The sequence below is a fragment of the Bacillus sp. N1(2025) genome, from assembly GCF_053470005.1.
In genome coordinates, this window is the sequence record NZ_JBLTJB010000004.1 from 348,953 (window position 1) to 368,340 (window position 19,388).

17 protein-coding genes are annotated in these 19,388 nt (G+C 47.2%); 7 read left to right on the forward strand and 10 right to left on the reverse strand.

Annotated elements, in window-relative coordinates:
• Positions 1-9: 9 nt before the first annotated feature.
• The 3 genes from ACNFN4_RS12180 to ACNFN4_RS12190 all read right to left on the reverse strand — a co-directional run bounded on the left by ACNFN4_RS12180 (position 10) and on the right by ACNFN4_RS12190 (position 4,091).
• A complete protein-coding gene (locus tag ACNFN4_RS12180) occupies positions 10-1,398 on the reverse strand; it encodes a hemolysin family protein (RefSeq protein WP_007610337.1) in 1,389 nt (462 codons plus the stop codon).
• A gap of 231 nt (positions 1,399-1,629) precedes the next feature.
• Positions 1,630-2,874 (reverse strand): beta-ketoacyl synthase N-terminal-like domain-containing protein, encoded by a 1,245-nt coding sequence (locus ACNFN4_RS12185; protein ID WP_014417300.1) that lies wholly within the window; start codon positions 2,872-2,874, stop codon positions 1,630-1,632.
• 32 nt (positions 2,875-2,906) lie between these two features.
• The gene (locus ACNFN4_RS12190) at positions 2,907-4,091 is read right to left on the reverse strand and encodes a pyridoxal phosphate-dependent aminotransferase (protein WP_015417125.1); all 1,185 of its coding nucleotides are present in this window, start codon (positions 4,089-4,091) and stop codon (positions 2,907-2,909) included.
• A gap of 179 nt (positions 4,092-4,270) precedes the next feature.
• Here ACNFN4_RS12190 and ACNFN4_RS12195 point away from each other — a divergent pair, with 179 nt between their 5' ends.
• Positions 4,271-4,696: a MerR family transcriptional regulator gene (locus ACNFN4_RS12195; protein ID WP_007409263.1), complete on the forward strand. Its 426-nt coding sequence runs from the start codon at positions 4,271-4,273 to the stop codon at positions 4,694-4,696.
• Positions 4,697-4,757: 61 nt separating this feature from the next.
• Positions 4,758-6,092, forward strand: a complete 1,335-nt coding sequence (locus ACNFN4_RS12200; protein ID WP_003155308.1) for a hemolysin family protein — start codon at positions 4,758-4,760, stop codon at positions 6,090-6,092.
• A gap of 45 nt (positions 6,093-6,137) precedes the next feature.
• Here the strand turns inward: ACNFN4_RS12200 and ACNFN4_RS12205 are convergent, their stop codons facing one another.
• Positions 6,138-6,737, reverse strand: a complete 600-nt coding sequence (locus ACNFN4_RS12205; protein WP_007409265.1) for a lysophospholipid acyltransferase family protein — start codon at positions 6,735-6,737, stop codon at positions 6,138-6,140.
• A gap of 242 nt (positions 6,738-6,979) precedes the next feature.
• On the opposite strand from ACNFN4_RS12205, the gene sigM reads away from it, so the two are divergent.
• Genes sigM through ACNFN4_RS12220 form a run of 3 tightly spaced genes read left to right on the forward strand, consistent with a single transcriptional unit; the run spans position 6,980 to position 8,815 of the window.
• Positions 6,980-7,471, forward strand: coding sequence for an RNA polymerase sigma factor SigM (gene sigM, locus ACNFN4_RS12210; protein ID WP_003155312.1), 492 nt, complete (start codon positions 6,980-6,982; stop codon positions 7,469-7,471).
• Positions 7,461-8,537 (forward strand): anti-sigma factor, encoded by a 1,077-nt coding sequence (locus ACNFN4_RS12215; RefSeq protein ID WP_087920756.1) that lies wholly within the window; start codon positions 7,461-7,463, stop codon positions 8,535-8,537. The genes sigM and ACNFN4_RS12215 overlap by 11 nt, the downstream gene beginning before the upstream one ends.
• On the forward strand, positions 8,525-8,815 hold the full coding sequence (locus ACNFN4_RS12220; protein WP_003155315.1) for an anti-sigma-M factor: 291 nt from the start codon (positions 8,525-8,527) through the stop codon (positions 8,813-8,815). The genes ACNFN4_RS12215 and ACNFN4_RS12220 overlap by 13 nt, the downstream gene beginning before the upstream one ends.
• Positions 8,816-8,851: 36 nt before the next feature.
• Here ACNFN4_RS12220 and ACNFN4_RS12225 read toward each other — a convergent pair whose 3' ends face one another.
• From ACNFN4_RS12225 to ACNFN4_RS12240, 4 genes are all read right to left on the reverse strand, one after another.
• Entirely contained in the window at positions 8,852-10,207 is a 1,356-nt protein-coding gene (locus ACNFN4_RS12225) for a sodium-dependent transporter (protein WP_072177634.1), read from the reverse strand.
• 114 nt (positions 10,208-10,321) lie between these two features.
• Complete coding sequence (locus ACNFN4_RS12230; protein ID WP_014417297.1) at positions 10,322-11,725, reverse strand: amino acid permease; 1,404 nt, start codon at positions 11,723-11,725, stop codon at positions 10,322-10,324.
• A 334-nt stretch (positions 11,726-12,059) separates the two neighbouring features.
• Positions 12,060-12,929 carry an SDR family oxidoreductase gene (locus ACNFN4_RS12235; RefSeq protein ID WP_017417350.1) on the reverse strand — a complete coding sequence of 290 codons (870 nt, stop codon included), beginning with the start codon at positions 12,927-12,929 and terminating at the stop codon, positions 12,060-12,062.
• 79 nt (positions 12,930-13,008) lie between these two features.
• Complete coding sequence (locus tag ACNFN4_RS12240) at positions 13,009-14,112, reverse strand: citrate synthase/methylcitrate synthase (RefSeq protein WP_094296109.1); 1,104 nt, start codon at positions 14,110-14,112, stop codon at positions 13,009-13,011.
• A 108-nt stretch (positions 14,113-14,220) separates the two neighbouring features.
• Here ACNFN4_RS12240 and ACNFN4_RS12245 point away from each other — a divergent pair, with 108 nt between their 5' ends.
• Entirely contained in the window at positions 14,221-15,099 is an 879-nt protein-coding gene (locus tag ACNFN4_RS12245; RefSeq protein ID WP_025649531.1) for a LysR family transcriptional regulator, read from the forward strand.
• Between the two features lie 64 nt (positions 15,100-15,163).
• On the opposite strand, the gene ACNFN4_RS12250 is transcribed toward ACNFN4_RS12245, so the two are convergent.
• Positions 15,164-15,988 carry a C40 family peptidase gene (locus tag ACNFN4_RS12250; RefSeq protein WP_014417294.1) on the reverse strand — a complete coding sequence of 275 codons (825 nt, stop codon included), beginning with the start codon at positions 15,986-15,988 and terminating at the stop codon, positions 15,164-15,166.
• Positions 15,989-16,446: 458 nt separating this feature from the next.
• Here ACNFN4_RS12250 and ACNFN4_RS12255 point away from each other — a divergent pair, with 458 nt between their 5' ends.
• Positions 16,447-17,826 carry an alkaline phosphatase gene (locus ACNFN4_RS12255; protein ID WP_100261668.1) on the forward strand — a complete coding sequence of 460 codons (1,380 nt, stop codon included), beginning with the start codon at positions 16,447-16,449 and terminating at the stop codon, positions 17,824-17,826.
• Between the two features lie 38 nt (positions 17,827-17,864).
• Here ACNFN4_RS12255 and ACNFN4_RS12260 read toward each other — a convergent pair whose 3' ends face one another.
• Positions 17,865-19,271, reverse strand: coding sequence for a SpoVR family protein (locus tag ACNFN4_RS12260; protein ID WP_014417292.1), 1,407 nt, complete (start codon positions 19,269-19,271; stop codon positions 17,865-17,867).
• Between the last annotated feature and the right edge of the window lie 117 nt (positions 19,272-19,388).

The following is a 19,388-nucleotide window of genomic DNA, read 5'->3' on the forward strand; positions in this document are numbered from 1 at the left end:
ACCTTGAGCTTATTTTTCGCTCAAGGTTGCGTTATGAAGCATGACCGTTTCAGGCACGGGCAGCTGGCGGTTTATTGTTCCCTGACCGCCCGGGCGGCCCTGTTCTTCTTTGAGTTCAAGCTGTTTAATAAACCGGCCGTCCATTTCTAATATGAGGGCAGTGTATCCCCCGATTTGTATCGACTCACCCGCACAGATGTCAATATTCCGTTTCAGCACAAGACCGCCGATCGTGTCGACTTCCTCTTCAATCCCTGCGCCGAGAAGATGATTCACCTGATCAATCCGAACCTTTCCGTCCAGCACATAATGGCGTTCGGACAGCTTTTGAATCTGCGGCTGTTCGTCTTCATCAAATTCGTCTCTGATATCGCCGACGATTTCTTCAAGGATGTCTTCGGTCGTCACAAGACCGGACGTTCCGCCGTATTCATCAGACAATATCGCCAAATGAATCCGTTCTCTCTGCATTTTTATCAGCAGGTCGTGTATCGGGATCGTCTCGATGACTTCAATCACCGGGCGGACGTAAGACGTGATGGATACTTCCGCTTTTTCATCTTCTGTCATAAACAGCAGATCTGAAAAGAGATGCTTCGTATTGATCATGCCGATGACACTGTCTTTGTCCCCGTCCGTTACGGGCCAGCGCGTATATTTGTCTTTCAGCATCATATCAAGCATTTCCGGCACGTCCATATCAGTGGAAACAGCCGCGATTTCTTTTCTCGGGATCATGATTTCCTTGGCGATCCGATTATCAAAATCAAAAATTTTATTCACAAATGTATATTCAGACGGATTGATTTCTCCGTTTTTTAAACTTTCTGACAGCAGGATCCGCAACTCTTCTTCAGAGTGGGAGCCTTCATGCTCAGATGCCGGCTTTAATCCGGCCAAACCGGTCAGAATTCTCGCGGAGCCGTTCAGCACCCAAATAAACGGGAACATGAACACGTAAAATAACCGAAGCGGTCCGGCAATCCATAACGTCAGCTTTTCCGCTTTTTGAATCGCAACCGTTTTAGGCGCAAGCTCACCGACGACGACATGTAAAAACGTAATCAGCCCGTACGCCGCAGCAAAAGCAATCACATGCTCAGCAGAATCCGGCAGCCCCATACCCTGAAACACAGGATGAAGCATCCGCTCAAATGCAGGCTCTCCCAGTACGCCGAGCCCGATGGATGTGAGTGTAATGCCAAGCTGCGAGGCGGATAAATACTCATCAAGATCCGTAATGATACGCTTTGCGAGCACCGCCCGTCTGTTCCCTTCTGAGATGAGCTGATCGATTCTGGATCTTCTCACTCTGACGATCGCAAATTCACTCGCCACGAAAAATGCGGTTAACGCAATGAGCACACCGATTAAAATCAAACTGTCAATATCGTCCATTTCACCTTATCCCGAATTGAAGGATAAGGACGTCACCTCCTGATTTCATCGTTTTTTCTTAAGCGAGAGGAACGAAATGGGTGATTGACTACACAGAGGGCCCCATCCTGCCACCTCCTAAGTCAAAGCATGATTGTCATTTGTATAGTTTATTGTATCACAACTCCATTCTTTCATCATTTTCAGATTTTTTTATCATATAAAAAACAGCCTTCAAAAAGAAGGCTGCCGTTATCTGCTTCGGAAATGATTTTCTAAACAAAGCGCCGTATTAATCCCCCCGAATCCCATGCTTAAGCTTAACGCATGGTGTACGGTATGGATGCTCGGCCCGTCGGTCACCCACTGAAAAGAATCGTCAATCGGCTCCGTTAAGTTTCGGATCGGATGAAGCTTGTTTTCCCGCATTTGCAAGAGAGCAGCAATGATTTCCACCGTTCCGGCCGCACTCAGACCGTGTCCGGTAATCGATTTTGTCGCATTAATCCGCGCGTGCGACAGGCCGCTTTCAGAAAGCGCCCGGCATTCAGTCTTATCACCGATCGGCGAACCGGTGCCGTGCGGGTTGATGTAATCGATCTCTTTTGCTGAAAGACCGGCCCGCTCCAGCGCCTGGCGGATCACCGTCATTTCGCCCTCTGCTGAAGGATTCGGGTTGCGGTTTGCATCGGAAGCCATCCCCCAGCCCTTTAAGCCGGCCCACGAACGCGCGCCCCTCTGTTCGGCAGATTCAGCGCGTTCCAGCACAATCGCCCCGCACGCCTCTCCGAATATAAACCCGTCCGTATGCCGGTCAAACGGGCGGCAGGCGGCTTCAGGCCGTTCAGCGTATGTATCAGTGCCCATCGCTCCCAAAGAACGGAGAGCATGACACTCCATGTACGACAGATCGGCCAGCGCCCCGATCACGATGCACCGGTCAAACAGGCCTCCTTTGATTCCTTGAGCAGCCTGAATAACCGCCGCCTGGCCGCTTGCCGACGCGCCGCCGACCGTAAAGGCCGGCCCTTTTATCCCGAATTGCTCCGTACAAAGCCCCGACAAATCACTATCCATAAAAGAAAGCCCGTATGTCGGATTTACAAATTGCGGCGTTTCACCGTTTTTCTCAAAGACCTGCAGCAATTCGCGCTGCGTCATATTCGAGCCGCCGATGATCAGACCGGTGCGGCTGTGGTCAGCGCCGTCTAATTGAGCGTCATGCCACGCTTCATATAAAGCGATAAGCGCCGTCTTTCCTGATAATGCGGCCCTTCGGTACAAGCGCTTGGACAGCGCGTCCGGCGGCGTTAATTCGCTAAGCTCCGCGCCGATAAACGAACTGCCTTTCTGCCGGCCGGGCCGTTTCATCACATCAAAGGCGTGCCGCCCCTCCATGAGCGCATCGAGAAACGCCTCCTTGCCTTGTCCGACCGCGGTTAAGACTCCGATTCCTGTAATGCTGATGTCTGACGTGCCATTATTTCTCCTCGACATTTGTCCGTTCTCCCATCTTTATGTATTGGAAGCTATGAAGAAAAATCTTGATACAGTGCTTTGAAAATATCGCGCGACTGTCTGATCTGTTCTGAAGGCACGCTGAAAGATAATCGGAAATAGCCGCTTTTTCCAAATCCGCTGCCGGGTACGATCAATAGTTTGTATTTCTGTGCGGCATGCATGCAGAACGCCACCTCGTCTTCAATCGGTGATTTCGGAAAGACGAAAAAGCCTCCTTTCGGCATTTCAAATTCGAAGCCGGCTTCTGTGAGGATGTCCACCATAAGGTCTCTCCGCTTTCTGTAAGGTTCAGCGTCAATCGAAAGATCATCCATTTTCGCCACGGCGCGCTGCATCATGACCGGAGCGTTCACAAAACCGAGCGTCCGGTTGCAGAAAACGAACGCATCCGTCAGAAGATCGCCCTCAGGCATTTGGGCGTCTGCCGCGATATACCCGAGCCTTTCCCCCGCAATGCCGAGATCTTTACTGAACGAACTGACTAAAATCACGCGGTGATACGCCTGAAACGGATTCGCCTGCTCTTCTCCGTAGATCAGCTGGCTGTACGGTTCATCAAATAAAATAAATATGCTTTGGCCGTTCCGCTCTTCGGCTTCTTTTAATAAGGCGCCCAATTCGTTAAGGTTTTTCTGGCTGAGCACAGTCCCCGTCGGATTATGCGGCGTATTAACGATCAGTCCTTTCGTACGGGGGGTGATCGCACCTTTAACCGCTTCAATATCAATCTCAAATGAGTCAGTCAGCGGGCAGATGACGGGTCTGCCGCGGTAATTTTCAACATACGCTTTATATTCCGCAAAATAAGGCGAAAGGAGGATGACTTCTTCCTCCGGGTTTAAAATGCTCTTCAGCGCGACATTCAGCGCCCCGCCGGCTCCGACCGTCATGACTGTATGCCTGGCGGAAATTTCTGTCTGAAACCGCTCTGACAAAAAGCGCGCAACCTTTTCTCTCGCCTCCGGTAGCCCCTGGTTTTGTATGTATCCGTGCCGCCCTGTTTCAGCCGCTTCGCAAAGCGCCTTTTTAAACGTTTCAGGCGGCTCCGCAACCGGATTTCCTATTGAAAAGTCAAACACCTTATCGGCGCCGAACTCTTTTTTCAGCCGCGCGCCTTCATCAAATAGTTTGCGTATCCATGAACCTTTCTCCAGATTCTGTGTCACTTCCCGTGATAAACCGGCCACTGTCATCTGTCCCTTCTGTCTTTTTCTTCCGTTTCTATTTACAATGATTATGAAAGATTTACCTGGCGCAGTCAACGCTTTTTCAGACAGCCCGCCGCGCCGTTTCAGGAGAAAGACGGAAAACAATAAACTTGTGCAAACTCCCCTTCATATATTAAACTATTCTCATAACTATAACGTGATGGTTGGGGAGGGATTTAGATGGGGCTGAGACTTATCGCATCAGTGAATTAGCAGAGCTTGCCGGTGTAACGAAACGCACGGTGGATTACTACACAAACCTCGGGCTTTTAAAGCCTGACAGGTCTTGTTCGAACTATCGTTACTACGATACACTTGCACTTAATCGGTTAAAGTTTATAGTCGCTTGTAAAAAGCAGCGATTGGCCCTGTCTGATATAAAAGATCGACTGGAGAACCAGTTTCCCTCTTCAGCCCTGCCTGACGATATTGGAAATCTGGCATCGGAAATTGATCACATGAATCAAAACATCTCCGTGATCTTGAATCGGTTTGAAAAGCTTGAACCAGAGGAGCGCGCCCAGCTGAAAAAAAGGCTGGCTCCAGAAAAGCTTGCAGTGCTTCAATCATTTATGCTGCTGTTAAGTTAAACCATTATCTTACTAACAGGAGGTGTTACCTTCATCTTCCCAAAAGGAGTGAAGGTTCTAATTGGACATTGTGAATTTGATTTTAGTCGCGGTTTTAATCGCGCTGACGGCATTTTTCGTAGCATCTGAGTTTGCGATAATCAGAATCAGAGGCTCACGGGTTGACCAGCTTATAGCAGAAGGAAATAAAGCCGCAATCGGTGTCAAAAAAGTGACCACGCATTTAGATGAGTATTTATCGGCGTGCCAGCTCGGCATAACATTGACTTCCATCGGTCTTGGTGTCTTAGGCGAATCAACGATTGAACGCTTGCTTCATCCGCTTTTCACAAAGATAAACGTACCAAGCTCATTATCACATATTATTTCATTTATTCTCGCCTACGCGATCATTACATTCTTACACGTGGTCGTGGGAGAATTGGCGCCGAAAACAGTCGCCATCCAGAAAGCGGAAGCCGTTTCAATGCTGTTTTCGAAACCGCTCATTTGGTTTTACCGCATCATGTTCCCGTTTATCTGGCTTCTGAACAACTCCGCCCGTCTTTTAACGAAGACGTTCGGTCTGGAGACGGTGTCTGAAAATGAGCTTGCCCACTCTGAAGAAGAGCTGCGCATCATTTTATCGGAAAGCTATAAAAGCGGTGAAATCAACCAGTCTGAATTTAAATATGTGAACAAAATCTTTGAATTTGACGACAGACTTGCAAAAGAAATCATGATTCCGCGTACGGAAATCGTCAGTCTGCCGCATGATATCAAAATTTCTGAAATGATGGACATCATTCAGATTGAAAAATATACCCGGTACCCTGTCGAAGAGGGTGACAAAGATAATATTATCGGCGTTATTAACATTAAAGAAGTGCTGACCGCCTGCATAAGCGGCGAAGTATCAGTCGACTCGCCGATTACCGATTTTGTCAATCCGATCATCCATGTGATTGAGTCGGCACCGATTCACGATCTGCTTGTAAAAATGCAGAAGGAACGGGTTCATATGGCGATTCTGTCGGATGAATACGGCGGCACCGCGGGGCTTGTCACCGTTGAAGACATTATTGAAGAAATCGTCGGGGAAATCCGTGATGAATTTGATATCGATGAAATCAACGAAATCCGCAAACTCGGCGACGGCCATTACATGCTTGACGGCAAGGTCCTGATTGATCAAGTGAACGAACTCCTCGGCATCCATTTGGAAAATGACGAGGTCGACACCATCGGCGGCTGGTTCCTTACCCAGAAATACGACGTCGAACAATACGACTCGATTATCGAAGAAGGCTGTGAATTTATCATTAATGAAATTGACGGCCACCACGTCGCATATATCGAAGTGAAAAAACTGGCGTTTGATGAACTGCTGGAAACCGCCGAACAAAAAGAAGCATAACAAAAAAGCTTGCGCGTCTGATACAGACGGCAAGCTTTTTTTCATTTACAATTGTTCAAGTTTTTTCTCAAGCTCTTTAATTCTGGCATTCAGCTCTTCTGTCATGGCCGCAAGCCTCTCCTTCGGCGCAAGATCGGAAAAGTCCTCCAAAAAAATCGGCTCTCCGATGATAAGCCGCATTTTTCCCTTTTTAAACAGCGCTTTTCCCGTAGACGGCCCTTTATATGCGGCCGGAACGAGCGGCGCTTTTCCCATTTGGGCGATGGTCACGGCCCCTCTTTTCAGCGGGACGTCTTCTGATGTTCTCGTACCGCTCGGAAAAATCCCGACAATCTTCCCTTCCTTCAGAAGCTTAATCGGCGTTTTAATGCTGCTCGGGCCCGGATTTTCACGGTCAACCGGGAACGCGTGAATCTTCTTCAAAAAACGTCCGATCCACTTTTTCTGAAACAGCTCTTTTTTCGCCATATAATGAATCTGATGGGGCAATATCCCGACACCGAGCGTGAGGACGTCCACCCAGCCCGCATGCGTGCACGCGATAACGAATCCTTTATCAGACGGAAGATTCTCTTTATTGTACACTTTCACTCCTCCGCGCAGGGATAGAATGCATTTGATGGCATTTGCACAAAACTTATACATAACGCACTTCCTTTGTTGTAATGATCAAAAGTGTTCTCTCTCTCTCTATTATAACAATATTTTTTATTACCTGGTACTAATAATTATATTTTTCCTCCGCCGATCTCTATCTTTTATGACGGATTTTGGGTACTATAGAGAAATGGTGTTTGATGAGGTGAAAATGAATTTAAGCCGTTTGCATGGAACGTGCAACTTTAAACCTTTCTTATGCGTGTATAACATAGAGGGGAGAAAAGGCAGTGACGATCGATGAAATTTACCAAATGTATATGAATGATGTTTACCGGTTCCTGCTCTCCATGACAAAAGACAAGCATCTCGCTGAAGATTTGCTGCAGGAAACCTTTATGAGGGCATACATACACATTCACTCCTACGACCACAGCAAAGTAAAGCCATGGCTTTTTCAAGTGGCGAGAAATGCGTTTATAGATTATGTCAGAAAACATAAAAAGGAAGTGACCATTTCCGATGACTTAATTGGGAGCCTTTTTCAGACGGCTGTTCAAAGCCCGGCTCATCAGATTGAAATCAAGGAAGTGCTGACAGGGTATATGTCCGAACTTCCCGACAATTATCGGGAGGCCTTAACACTGTATTATTTAAAAGAACTGAATTACAAAGAAGCATCCCATATTATGAATATTTCAGAGGCTAATTTTAAAAGTGTTTTATTTCGTGCCAGACAGCGGCTGAAAGCACTTTATAATAGAGGTGTTAATGATGAATGAAGAATTTAAAAAGCGTTTTTACCAATACAAAAATGGAGAAATGAGCGACCGGGAAATGGCCGCCTTTGAAGAAGAGCTGGAAAAGCTGGAAGTCTATCAGGAGTTGATTGAAAGCGAAATGCAGGACGACCGGGAATGGGACGTCGGCATCAGCCCGGAAAAACAGAAGGCCATTTTATCATACGGAAAACGCAAATCGTATTTGCGGATTTCAGTTCTCGCCGTCATCTCCACTTTGATGATTTTGCCGCTTTGCACTTTGGGAAGCTACCTCTATTACGGTCTGGGAGGAAAGGAAAGCACCGGCAATCAATTAATGGAGACCGCGGCAGTGACGGTGGCGACCACAATGCCGAACGTCCTCGTCGATACCTCCGGACTGAAAAGCCAGGTGAAGCTGTTTGGAATGAATACGGAATTTCCGCTGCAAAAGCAGATCGGCACAAAAACGAAATCCGTCGGCGGAGAACGGATTGAAATGTTTTTAGATACGGTCAAATCGCCTGCCGTTAACTACTATGATCTAGACGCGGCACAGGCAAAGCATTATTTCGCCCATCCTTCCGGCTTAAAGGAACGCACGATCGAAAAAGCCGGTCAGACATTAAAAAAATTGCCTGAAGGAAGCGTGGCGGAGGTCTATCTTTCTTATGACCGGGCCTACCCTTCTTCTCAAGTATATTCAACTTTTAAAAAATACGATGTGAAGTTTTTATGGAATGCGGTCGAAACGGAGAAAAATCTGAAAGACAGTCCTTATGCCGAGCCGTTAGGATTTCCCGGGAAAGATTCTAAGATGGTGTCCTCTTTCGAAACGCAAGGACAGACAGACCGTGAACAATTTATCAATGCCCTTGAATTTATGTCCCGCCATAAAAAATGGGCGCATGCAATATCGAAACGAAAAGACATGAATCTTGGCAGCCGAATCGACTATGTTGAACATCACGGAATGAACGTATACGGCTCTGTCGTGACGGGGCCGACAAAAGAAATCGAACGTCTGCTGAAAAACAAAACAGTAAAAGCAGCAAACATCGGTGAGGTGGAATTATGGAATTGGTAAGAATTTTTAAAGAGCATAATGTTTTCGGCTGGATATCAGTCGGTACCGCGATTTTGTCGCTGCTGCTTTTGAACGTGGCAATCATCAGCAATGTGACTTTCTATTCTTATCAGATGCTGCCGTTTGCGATGGCCGCCGTGCCGTTCGGCATCATTGAGCTGTTTATTAAAAAAGGACGGACGGGCCCGGGACTGCTCGGTGTCATTCTCAATCTGTTCGTCATTGTCTGTGTATATACGATCGTTGCGGTTGATACGAATCTGCAATTCGGTTTTTAAACATAAAAACAGGCCCTTTTACGGGGGCCTGTTTTTTTAAAATGAAAGAACGCCGATTAAATGCAGCAATACGACGATGATAGCCAGCGGCACGAGATATTTCAAAAGGAAATACCACACCTGAAAGAAACGATAGCCGATGGCGGAACCGCTTTTCATCTCGGCAAACAGCTCCTGCTTCGGTATTTTCAGCGGGACGAAGATTGATATTAATAAAGCGCCGAGCGGAATCAGCACATTGCTGACGGTGAAATCCGCAAGATCAAAAAACGTTTTTCCGAACAAATGAACATCACCGAGAACACCGTATGATAAACAGGACGGAATTCCGACTAAGAAAATGAGCAGACCGCTTGTCCACGACAGCTTCTTTCTTTTCGTTTCATCACCTTTCCCGACAGTCGCCACGATAATTTCCACCATCGAAAAGGCCGAAGTCAGTGCGGCGAAGAAAAAGACCGCCAGAAAGCTGATAAAAAACAGCGAGCCGAACGGCAGCCGATCAAACACAGCCGGCAGCACGGTAAACAGCAGTGTAGGCCCTTCATCCGGTTTAAAGCCGAACGAAAAAACCGCCGGGAAAATGGCCAGTCCCGCAAATAGCGTAACGAGTACATTCATCATAACAATGGAACCCGCCGAACCCGGAAGATTTTGGGTTTTCGGCAGATACGAACTGTATGTCACCATGACCGAAACACCGAGCGTTAATGTAAAAAACGCCTGTCCTAAAGCATATAGGATGGATTCCGGCGTCAAATCTTCAAAGTGCGGAACCAATAAAAATTTAATCCCCTCAACGGCATGATCGAGCGTGACTGATCGCAGCACAAGCAATAGAAACAGCACGAATAAAATCGGCATCAGCACCGCACTGACACGTTCAATCCCTTTCTGCACGCCTTTTGCGACGACCGCTACCGTCATGATCATAAATACAAGCTGCGCGGCGAGAGTCTGGATCGGATTTTCAATGACCGTCCCGAACACCGTGCCGTACTGCTCCTGAGTGAGCCCGGATAAAGAACCGGTAACGGCTTTTAACACATAAAGCAATATCCACCCGCCGACAACACTGTAAAAAGACAAAACTAAAAAACAGGCCGCCACACCCACATAACCCGTGAGGTGCCATACCGACTTCGGCGCGGCTTGTTTGTAGGCATCAATCGCATTTGTCTGGCTCCGTCTTCCGAAAATAAATTCACCGAGCAAAAGCGGATAGCCTAAAAGCACGGTAAAGAGAACGAAAACAAGAAAAAAAGCGCCTCCTCCGTTCGTACCCGCTACGTAAGGGAACTTCCAAATGGCTCCCAGGCCGATCGCCGAACCGGCAGCGGCCATAATAAATCCTATTTTTGAGGCCCATTGAACCCTTTTTTGGTCAGACACGACTTTCCACTTCCCTTCCGCCCTATATTATCCCTTATTCACTGCGATAACTTAAGCCCATTTCAATATGTTTCATTATTCCGAAAAATAAAAAGGAGCGGCGGGTGCCGCTCCTTACAAATCCCCGTTTAATTTCGAATGCTTTCTCGAATATAAGAAATAAATCACCAGACCGATGATCAGCCAGATAAAGAAACGGAATATGGTGGTGGCGCCGAGGTTAATAATCAAAAACACGCAGAACAGAATGGACAATATCGGAATAAAGGGAACCCCCGGACATTTAAAAGCCCTCGGCAGATCAGGCTGTTTCTTTCTCAATACGATAACCGCCACTGAAATCAGGACAAACGCGGCAAGCGTGCCGATGTTCACCAGCTTCGCCAGTTCATCAAGCGGGACGAGCGAACCGAGTAATGCTGACAGGATGCCGAACACCCACGTCACCACGTGCGGCGTTTTATGCTTCGGATGGACTTTTGAAAGCGCCCCCGGCACTAAACCGTCACGGGACATGGCAAACATCACCCTCGTCTGGCCGTACAGCATGACGAGCATCACCGTTGTCATTCCCAACACTGCGCCGATATCAATAATCCCGGCCACCCAATTCTGTCCTGCCATCTGCAGGACGAGAGACACGGGATGGTCAACGCCTTCAAAGCGGGCAAACGGAACGACGCCCGTCATAATCGCCGATACGGTCACATACAGCACAGTGCAGACGATTAATGAAAAGATAATTCCTTTCGGCAGATCCTTTGCTGGATTTTTCGTTTCTTCAGCGGCGGAAGAGACGGCGTCAAAACCGATAAAAGAGAAGAAAACGAGCGCCGCGGCACTGAAAACACCGCCGAACCCCATCGGTATAAACGGCTGCCAGTTGTGAGGTTTGACATATACGGCCGCAACGGCGATAAACAATAGAACAACCAGAACCTTCAAAATGACCATAATATTATTGACCCGCTTCGATTCCCTAATGCCTAAGTAGAGGAGGAATGTAATCGCAAGCACGATAACAAATGCGGGGAGATTAAAGAATGTGACCGTGCCTTTTATTGACCCCGGCGCGGCCGTTAATGCGGTCGGAAGATGAATGCCGAAGCCCGCCAAGAATGATTGAAAATAGCCGGACCATCCGACCGAAACCGCGCTGACGGCGAGCATATATTCCAAGATTAAATCCCATCCGATAATAAACGCGAGAAGTTCACCCAGTGTCGCATAAGTAAACGTGTAGACGGAACCGGAAACCGGGACGCTTGAAGCAAATTCAGCATAGGACAGAGCCGCAAATAAACACGCAAGAGCGGCGATGACAAATGAAACGGTCAGCCCCGGCCCCGCCGTGACAGCGCCTGTTCCGGTTAATACAAAAATCCCCGTTCCGATGATGGCCCCTATCCCCAGAAGGGTCAAATCAAAGGCCCCTAACTCTCTTTTCAGCGACTTTTCCCCGCCCGTTGCGGCAAGCAGGTCCTGAATGCTTTTCTTTCTGAATACGCTCCCCTTCATCTGCTTCACTCCTTGTAAACCAATATATGTTAGAATATTCAGATAACAATAGCAATAATGACTAAATTCTTATTTTTCGCATGAAATGTTTCAGCACATCATTCCTTTCTCCTACATCATATTATAGCGAAAAATATAAAAATGAAAATAACTTTTTTGAAAATTCTATATATTATTTTTAGTTTTCATGAAACAGAACTCAGCGGATTTTCCACTGTGAAATATTAACATTAGTGATTCAGCTAGCGACTTTTATTTTTTTTAAAATCGTATTCATATGTACGTTCAAATAAAAATCCCGCCCTTTTTAAAAGCGCGGGATAAGACTTGCGTATTATGTTGAAATAAATCTGCCGCCATTTACGTGAATGGTTTGCCCCGTCATATAGGAAGATTCGTCTGAAGCCAGAAGCACGTAAGCTCCGGCGTGTTCCGCAGGCTGTCCCGGTCTTCCCATCGGAGTGTCCAAACCGTGCTTTTCCACCTTTTCTTCAGTAAACGTCGCCGGAATCAGGGCGGTCCAGATCGGGCCAGGGGCCACCGCATTTACTCTGATCCCCTGATCGGCCAATGACATCGCCATTGAACGCGTAAAGGAAACGATGCCGCCTTTCGTGCACGAATAGTCGATCAATGATGTGTCTCCCTGATAAGCGGTAATAGACGTTGTATTAATGATGGCGCTCCCTCTTTTGAGATGAGCCAGCACGGCTTTTGTCATATGAAACATGGAAAACATGTTTGTACGGAATGTCTTCTCCAGCTGTTCAGCTGTAATATCAAGAATCCCGTTTTGCGGATGCTGCTCAGCCGCATTATTAACGAGAATATCTATTTTTCCGTAGTGATCTAAGACTTGCCGGACCGCCTTCTGACAATGCGCCTCATCACCGACGTCTCCCGGTATTAACAGGCATTCGGCCTGGTATTCTTCCGCACGCTTTTTCGTTCTCTCGGCATCGGCATGTTCGTCTAGGTACAGGATGGCAAGATCCGCCCCTTCCTTCGCGTAAGCGATCGCCGCCGCTGCGCCGATGCCGCTGTCTCCGCCTGTGATGACGGCGACTTTTCCTTTTAATCTGCCCGACCCTTTTACATCCGGGTCCTCCAAGAGCGGTTTCGGCTCCATGTCTGACTCAATGCCGGGCTGGCGGTTTTGCACCTGCGGCTTTTGTCCTTCCGTCTGTCTGTCCATCGGATTCATATTCTCACACTCCTGCAATTGGTATTACTGAGACGATACCACGCAGTGCAGGGAGTTAAACGGACAAATATGCCGGTGATTAAAGCTGCTGAGCCGTTTCGGGAAAAGCGCCGGTGTATTTGGCAGACGGCCTGTAAATCATGTTGTCAGCGGACTGTTCAAGCACGTGTGCGCACCAGCCTGCCATTCTGCTTGCTGAAAAGGTCGGCGTAAATAAATCATTGTCGACATCAATGGCCTGCATCACAGCCGCTGCGTAAAACTCCACATTCGTATACAGCTTCCGTCCGGGCTTATATTGCTCTAACAGGCGGATGGCTTCCTTCTCCACATAAAGCGCCAAGTCAAGCGACGGATCATTTCCCGCCACTTCTTCAGCCTTTATGCGCAGCGCTTCCGCCCGCGGGTCTTTTGTTTTGTACACCCTGTGCCCGAAGCCCATCAGGCGTTCTCCCCTCATAAGCTTCGCTGTCAAAAACGCTTCTGCATTTTCTTTTTCTCCGATGTCTTCAAGCATTTTCGTGACGCCTGAAGGCGCGCCTCCGTGCAGCGGTCCTTTCATCGTACCCAGTGCGGCAGTGACGGCAGACACTAAGTCCGATTCAGTCGAAACGGTGACTCTCGCTGAAAAAGTCGATGCATTCATGCCGTGCTCCATCGCCAGAATCATATACGTCTCAAGCGCTTTCTTTTGGGCTGCGGACGGCTGCCTGCCTGTCAGCATATACAAATAGTTTTCAACGTGTCCGTATCGCGCCTCAGGTGACAACGCTTCCTTCCCTTGTTTACGGCGGTATCTGTACGCAATAATCGTCGGTGTGACGGCAATCAGTTTAATCGCTTCTTCCGGCTTGGGCGGATATGTAAATGAATCTGTGCCCAAACCTGAAACAGCCGTTCTCAGCACCGCCATGTCGTCCATTTCATCCGGAAGCGTTTCCAGTAAGCCGATCAAATGTTTCGGAAGCCCGCGCTCGGCTGCAAGTTCTTCCTGAAACGCAAGCAATTGCCGCTCATCAGGGAGCGCCCCGTTCAAAATGAGATACGCCGCTTCTTCAAAACTGAATTGCAGCGCGATATCCTTTGCATCATAGCCGCGATATATTAAATGCCCCTTTTCTCCGTCAATGTGGCTGATCGCCGTTTCTGCACAAGTAATCCCTTTCAATCCACGATAAATCAATTTCATTCCCCCTTATCCTCTTCTGTTATTATAGTAAATATAATATTTAAAAAATAATGAATATTTTTAAGGGAATTAATTAAAACTTTTAATCAGAGGAGTGCATCTATGGATTTTAAATGGCTTCACACCTTCGTCACCGCGGCAAAATATGAGAATTTCAGAAAAACGGCGGAAACGCTTTTTTTATCTCAGCCGACCGTCACCGTTCATATAAAATTATTAGAGAAAGAAATCAGCTGCAAGCTGTTTCAGCGAAGCGGCCGGAAAATACAATTGACGGAAGAAGGAAAAGCATACGTGCCGTTTGCCATGAGGCTTTTGGAAGACTATGAAAACAGCATGGCGGAGCTGCACAGGGTGCGCCAGGGCTACTCGCACACGCTGACACTCGCTGTTTCGCCGCTTATCGCCGACACCGTTCTCCCGTCTGTCATGAAGCGTTATACAGAGGACAATAAAGAAACCGAAATGACGGTCACCATTTTCGAATCGGAAGAAATCGCCTCTCAAATCAGAAACGGCTCAGCCGATATCGGACTGAGCTGCTTAAAGGTGCAATCATCTTCCCTCACTTGCCGCCCCCTGTACAATGACCCCGTTGTCCTCGTCGCGCCGCCCGGCCGAAAACCCGGGACAGGGAAGGCGGATGAAGTGAAAGACCTGTTCGGACAATATCTGCTTTTGACCCATAACCACCCTGACTATTGGGATGATTTGCTCCGCCAGGTCAGAATACAGTTCCCTTTCGTCAGGACAATGAAGGTGACACAGACGCATATTACGAAACGATTTATTAAAGAGGGGCTGGGTGTCTCATTTCTGCCGCTGTCAGCGGTACGGGCCGAACTCGCCGCAGGCAGCATGATTGAAATTCCGTGCGAATTCGCCCAGATGCCGAGCGCGGGCGCGTACGCCATCGCCCTCTATGAAAATGAGAAAAAGAAAACCTTTTTAGATTTTTTATCACATTTTCATTTTAGGTGAAACAAATGGAGCTCTGTCCCGTCTAAATAAAAAACCCGTTCTGATGAACGGGTTTCTATCGCTGCTAGAATCTTTTCGCGCCAAGGTAGCGAGGTTTCCAGTAGCTGTTATTCAGATCACTTGTTGTGACGCCGTCAGAACCGGCATGGATGAACTTGTTGTTTCCGATGTACACACCCATGTGTGAAGGGCCGGCCTGATATGTTGTAAAGAAGACGAAGTCTCCTCTTGACGGGCTGGACACGCTCTTCATTGAGCTCCAGTATCCCGCAGTGCTTGTTCTGCCGACACTCGTCTGTTTGTTTAACAGGTACCAGATAAATCCGCTGCAGTCAAAGCCGGAAGTCGTTGTTCCGCCCCATACATACGGCGTGCCGATTAAAGATTGCGCATCAGAAATCAGCTTGTTTACATTCAGGCTCGTCTGTGCAGCATTATGGCTGGATGAAGGCTGCTTTGATGACGAAGATCCTGAAGACGTTGAACCGGAAGTTGATCCCTTTACTTTAAGAACTTGTCCGATGCGGATCAGGTCCGTTTTTAAACCGTTTAAACTTTTTAATTGGTTTACCGTCATTTTATATTTATTCGCAATTTTCCAAAGGCTGTCGCCTTTTACGACTTTATATGTAGACGATGATGACTTGCTGCCCGAATTTGAACCTGAAGATGATTTACCGTTGATCGAAAGCGTCTGGCCGATGTAAATGATATCCGATTTTAATTTGTTCTCAGATTTAATGGAATTAATTGACGTTCCGTACCGATTTGAAAGTCCCCATAATGTATCGCCTTTTTTTACCTTAATCGTTTGCGCAGATGCCGCGCCCGCAAACAAAGTCGTCCCCAAAACCACTGCCGTTGTTGCTGTAACAAGTTGCTTTTTCATGTTTTCCTCCCCGAATGATTCTATCTATTTTATGTGTCTCTTTTTTAAAGTTTTTATCTGTTTCCTATTATAAGGTTCAATTTCCACTAGAAATAGACTTGACTTCCCGTGACAAATTTCTTACTAATTCGTTTTTAAAAAAAGTTTTTAAGGGTATTAAATATTTCAATTTGATTTCAAACGTGACGAAAAATGAGTCAATTTGTCATGTTTTTTTCCTGTGATCCTCGTATTTTGGAAAAACAAAGCAGTTTATTTTCCAAATAACCCCTTGTTAAAAAAATCCTCGTCTTTTTCAAAAAAGTGAATGGTTTTCACTCTTTCTTGAAAACATAAGTTACACCGGAATTTACATTTCTAACAATGTTTCACCTGAAATTTACAGGAGGAACAGGCGCTCTTTACAAACATCCCCTACCATTAGACATGCAGACAAGATTAAAGGAGGACGAGTGAGAATGAGTCTATTTAAACAGGTTCGATCAAAACTTCTGCCGGCGGCAGCCGTATCCGTGCTGACAGCCGGTCTGATTGCGGGCGCGGGGCTTCAGCACTCCGAACAGGCTGCGGCAAAAAAACAGCCTGACAAAAACGAGATCAGAAACGTCATCTTCATGGTCGGCGACGGAATGGGCGCTCCCTATATGAACGCCTACCGTTCGGTCATTAACAAAGGAAAGCCTGCAGACGGCATGAAACTGACGGCATTCGACCCCAATCTCACCGGTATGATGATGACTTACCCTGACGATCCTGATTCCAATATTACCGATTCCGCGGCGGCAGGCACGGCAATGGCCACAGGCGTGAAAACGTATAACGCGGCGATCGGAGTCGATAAAAAAGGAAAGCGGGTAAAATCCGTCCTCGAAGAAGCGAAACAAAGAGGGAAATCCACCGGACTTGTCGCAACTTCGGAGATTGCCCACGCCACCCCCGCGGCATTCGGAGCCCATAACAAATCCAGAAAAAATATGGATGACATCGCAAGCAGCTACTTTGATGACCGCATCAACGGAAAACAGAAAGTCGATGTGCTCCTCGGAGGCGGCAAATCAAACTTTATCCGTAAAGACCGCAATGTAACAAAGGATTTCAAAAAAGCGGGATACAGCTATGTGACATCAAAACAGGAGCTCAAAAAGGATCGTAACAAGAAGATTCTCGGCCTGTTTGCCGATGGCGGACTCGACAAAGCAATCGACCGCTCGAACGCCGTCCCTTCATTAGAAGACATGACAACGGCAGCGATCGACAGGCTGAACAAGAATAAAAAAGGGTTTTTCTTAATGGTCGAAGGCAGCCAAATTGACTGGGCGGGACATGACAATGATATAGTCGGCGCAATGAGCGAAATGAAGGATTTTGAAAAAGCGTATAAAGCAGCGATCGCATTTGCCAAAAAGGACAAACATACGCTTGTCGTTGCCACGGCCGATCATACCACCGGCGGATTGACGATCGGCGCGAATGACGATAAAAACTGGCATGTTGAACCGATTCTTGCCGCCAAAAAAACCCCGGCATTTATGGCTGACCAAATCAAAGCGGGCAAATCCGTATCTTCCGTGCTTGCGCGTTATACAGACCTGAAATGGTCAAAAGCTGAAATCAAACAGATCGAAACGGCTGCAAAACAGGATGCTGACAAGAGCGTCTACAAAGCGATCATTAAGCTCTTTAATGCGAAAACCAACAGCGGCTGGACAACCGGCGATCATACGGGCGAAGAAGTTCCCGTTTACGCATACGGTCCGGGAAGAGAGTCATTTACGGGGCTTTTAAACAACACGGACCAGGCCAAAAAGATCTTTCACATCCTGAAACACGGAAAATAAAAAAAGGATGCGGGGGTTTCCCCGCATCCTTTCTTCTTTTACAGATATCTCCGGTGCACTCCTTTGCCGTCATAAGAAAACATCACTTCTCTGTCTTCAAGAACAGATTCGATGTGCACGCTCCTGCCCCACAGCTGGTACAGATACGGCAGCACTTTCTCCAAATATTTCAGATCAAGCTCAATTCCCTCATACCAATGTTTAATATAAAGCTCATTATTCTTCAGGTAATCCCCGTCATTGACGGTCAGATAAGGAAATCCCCCGTTGACCCGCATGTTCACGAGCTGGTCGCGCACGGCCTTCCATTCTTTGTCGATCACTTTATAGTCCCTGCCCTGTTTTTGAAATAAATACAAATCCTCACGCATCACGAGATCTTTCGTCAAATAATTGCGGATAAATGATATATCCGATTCAATTTCCCTGACCTCAAACATTTTCTCGCGTCCGGAACCGGGCTTTACTCCTGTTTTTTTCATTTCATCTGTCGGGTTGTCATAACGCTCTTCGATGTCTTCAAAAATTTTCAGCCCTAAATAATACGGGTTGATTCCCGTTTTTGACGGCTGAACGACGCCTGCGTTCAGCTTCGCAAATTCGATGGCTTCATCTGAAGTCAGGTCAAGCTCGCGGATAATCCGCTGATGCCAATAAGATGCCCAGCCTTCGTTCATGATTTTCGTTTCCAGCTGCGGCCAGAAATACAGCATTTCTTCTCTCATCATGGTTAAAATGTCACGCTGCCACGGTTCAAGCTCCCGCGAATGTTCTTCGATAAACAGCAGAATATCTTTTTCCGGCCGGGGCGGAAACGGTTTTTTCCCTTTTTTCTTTTTCACCTGCTTCGGCTTATCCATTCCCCATAAATCATCGTAAGGCGATGGCGCGGTTTCTTCTTCGTCCTCCTCTTCGTCATCGACGCTCCACAGCAGCTTCGGCCTGACGAGCGACGGATCGATATGCTCCTGAATCGCCAGAATGGCATCTAAAAAGGACTCCACCTCTTTTATCCCGTGCATTCTTTCATAATGCTTAATCCGCTCCGCCGCAGCCGCCATACTCTCAACCATGTCCCGGTTCGTATTTTGAAAGCGGCAGTTATGTTTGAAAAAATCACAATGGGCAAGAACATGGGCTACAATTAATTTATTTTGGATCAGCGAATTGCTGTCCAGCAAAAAAGCGTAGCAAGGGTTGGAATTAATGACAAGTTCATAAATTTTGCTCAAACCGAGATCATAATGGAGTTTCATCTTATGAAATTGTTTGCCGAAACTCCAGTGGCTGAATCTCGTCGGCATGCCGTACGCACCGAATGTATAAATAATTTCAGCCGGGCAAATTTCATATCTCATCGGGTAGAAATCAAGGCCGAAACCCTTGGCAATGTCGGTTATTTCCTCAATTGCCCGCTGTAAACCTTTTGTCTCCTCCGCGTTCAACCGAATCCCCCCTACTTGGACTTATTTATAATGTATGACCCCTCCTCTCAAAAGATGAAATAACAGACCGGTTTCCGGCTGAAAACTTTCGGCACATCCGCCCCGTTTGCTTTATAT

Coding starts and splice junctions, on each gene's coding strand:
- ACNFN4_RS12180 (WP_007610337.1), bottom strand. CDS start 1,398: ATGGACGATATTGACAGTTTGATTTTAATCGGTGTGCTCATTGCGTTA.
- ACNFN4_RS12185 (WP_014417300.1), bottom strand. CDS start 2,874: ATGTCGAGGAGAAATAATGGCACGTCAGACATCAGCATTACAGGAATC.
- ACNFN4_RS12190 (WP_015417125.1), bottom strand. CDS start 4,091: ATGACAGTGGCCGGTTTATCACGGGAAGTGACACAGAATCTGGAGAAA.
- ACNFN4_RS12205 (WP_007409265.1), bottom strand. CDS start 6,737: ATGTATAAGTTTTGTGCAAATGCCATCAAATGCATTCTATCCCTGCGC.
- ACNFN4_RS12215 (WP_087920756.1), top strand. CDS start 7,461: ATGATGAATGAAGAATTTAAAAAGCGTTTTTACCAATACAAAAATGGA.
- ACNFN4_RS12220 (WP_003155315.1), top strand. CDS start 8,525: ATGGAATTGGTAAGAATTTTTAAAGAGCATAATGTTTTCGGCTGGATA.
- ACNFN4_RS12230 (WP_014417297.1), bottom strand. CDS start 11,725: ATGAAGGGGAGCGTATTCAGAAAGAAAAGCATTCAGGACCTGCTTGCC.
- ACNFN4_RS12235 (WP_017417350.1), bottom strand. CDS start 12,929: ATGAATCCGATGGACAGACAGACGGAAGGACAAAAGCCGCAGGTGCAA.
- ACNFN4_RS12245 (WP_025649531.1), top strand. CDS start 14,221: ATGGATTTTAAATGGCTTCACACCTTCGTCACCGCGGCAAAATATGAG.
- ACNFN4_RS12250 (WP_014417294.1), bottom strand. CDS start 15,988: ATGAAAAAGCAACTTGTTACAGCAACAACGGCAGTGGTTTTGGGGACG.
- ACNFN4_RS12255 (WP_100261668.1), top strand. CDS start 16,447: ATGAGTCTATTTAAACAGGTTCGATCAAAACTTCTGCCGGCGGCAGCC.